This is a genomic window from Methylobacterium sp. 22177 (genome assembly GCF_052045615.1).
Taxonomy (GTDB): domain Bacteria; phylum Pseudomonadota; class Alphaproteobacteria; order Rhizobiales; family Beijerinckiaceae; genus Methylobacterium; species Methylobacterium radiotolerans.
This window is the reverse complement of the sequence record NZ_JBQEPK010000113.1, coordinates 1-1,652: the sequence shown is the minus strand read 5'-3', so window position 1 is coordinate 1,652 and position 1,652 is coordinate 1. Positions and strand designations below refer to the sequence as shown.

The window sequence follows — 1,652 nt, the reverse complement described above, 5'->3', positions numbered from 1 at the left end:
GGTGGGCGGTCCGGCGGGTCAGCGGGGCGGCCGGCAGGTGGTGATGTTCCGGATCGGCACGGAGAGCTTCGCGCTGGAGGCCGGGATGGTGCGCGAGATCATCGATCCGATCCCGGCGACCCGGGTGGCGGGGGCGCGGGCGCATGTCGACCGGATCGTGAACGTGCGCGGCAACGTCGTGCCGCTGGCCGACATCCGCGGGCGGTTCGGGATGCCGGCGGCGGCCGACAGCCCGGACACGCGCTTCCTGGTCCTGGAGGTGGCGGTGGCGGGCGATCCGGTGGTGGTCGCGCTGGTGGCCGACAAGGTGTTCGCGGTCACCGAGGTCGACCCGGCCGCCTGCGAGGCGGTGCCGCCGGTCGGGACGACGTGGCGGCCCGAGTACATCCGCGCGATCGTCAAGGCGGGCGACGACTTCATCATCGTCCCCGACCTCGAGCAGATCCTCAACTGAAGTCCTTCCGGAGACCTGCGGGGATCTCGCCCCGGCTCAGCTCCGATCGTTTCGAATTCCGTGCGCACATGGGGGCAAGTACGATGCGTTTCACAATCAAGGCCAAGCTCGGGATCGCCTTCGGGGTGATCCTGCTGCTCCTGGGCGGCGCCGGCTACCTCGCCGTGTCGAGCCTGAGCAGCTCCAACGACCGGATGCAGGCCTTCGCGGCTCGCCCGTTCACTCAGGTCCAGCGCGTCCTGCGCTTCGAGGCCATGTCGTTCGATGCCGCCCGCATGTTCGCGCGGTCGATGCTGGAGCCGACCAGCGCGGCCCGCGAGAAGCTGTTCGCCGATTTCCGGGCGCACGACGCGAAATTCCAGGCTCTGTTCAAGGACTACCAGGATCTCGTCCCGGCGGACGAGCGTGCCCGTGTCCAGCCCCTGCGTGACGACTGGTCGAAGCTCAGCGAGGCGGTGACCAAGGGCATGGAGTTCGCGGTCCAGAACGGCAACAACACCGCCAACGCGCTCGCCACCGGCGAGCAGCTGGCCGCGTTCACCGCGGTCATGGCCAAGATCGACGACATCAAGGCGCGCCCCGACCTCTCGACCGAGGACCGCAGCCAGATCAACGTCATCGAACTGAAGATGGTTCGTCTGCGCGGCGAGATCTACCGGGAGATCGTGATCACCGACGACGCCCTCCTCGCGAAGATCGCCGGCGAGTTCAAGCAAACCCTGACGGTCCTGGAGCGCGATCTCGCCAAGTTCACCGAGATGTCGCGCGGAACGGGCTTTGCCGATGGGACCAGCGCGCTCAACGCCGCGGTGAAGGCCTGGACCCCGTCGGCCGAGAAGGTCTTCGCCCTCGGACTGGCGAACACGGACGCCAAGGCGCTCCAGTATTACGTCGGCCCGTTCACGGACGCCCGGAAGGCCGTGGTCGAGGACGTGGCCAAGCTGCGCGCCTACGAGGAGAGCGTGGCGAACGGCTTCGTGCAGAGCACGCAGGCAGCCTTCGAGTCGACCCGCACGATCATGATCGCCGTCGTGACCGGCGCCGTCGTGCTCGGTCTCGCCATGGCGCTCTGGATCGCGATCAGCATCTCTCGCGGCCTGTCGAAGGCGGTCTCCGCCGCTCAGAGCGTCGCCGCGGGCGACCTGACCCGGGACGTGGCCGTGACCGGTCGCGACGAGGTGTCCGACCTCCTGCAGGC

Annotated in this window: 2 protein-coding genes; both read left to right on the top strand. The window is 68.6% G+C overall.

The features are described from left to right. Window position 1: 1 nt before the first annotated feature. On the top strand, window positions 2-454 hold the full coding sequence (locus ACTJK8_RS32285; RefSeq protein WP_041372995.1) for a chemotaxis protein CheW: 453 nt from the start codon (window positions 2-4) through the stop codon (window positions 452-454). Window positions 455-537: 83 nt separating this feature from the next. Further along, window positions 538-1,652, top strand: a 1,115-nt coding sequence (locus ACTJK8_RS32280; protein WP_440763205.1) for an MCP four helix bundle domain-containing protein, incomplete at its 3' end; no start/stop codon positions are given.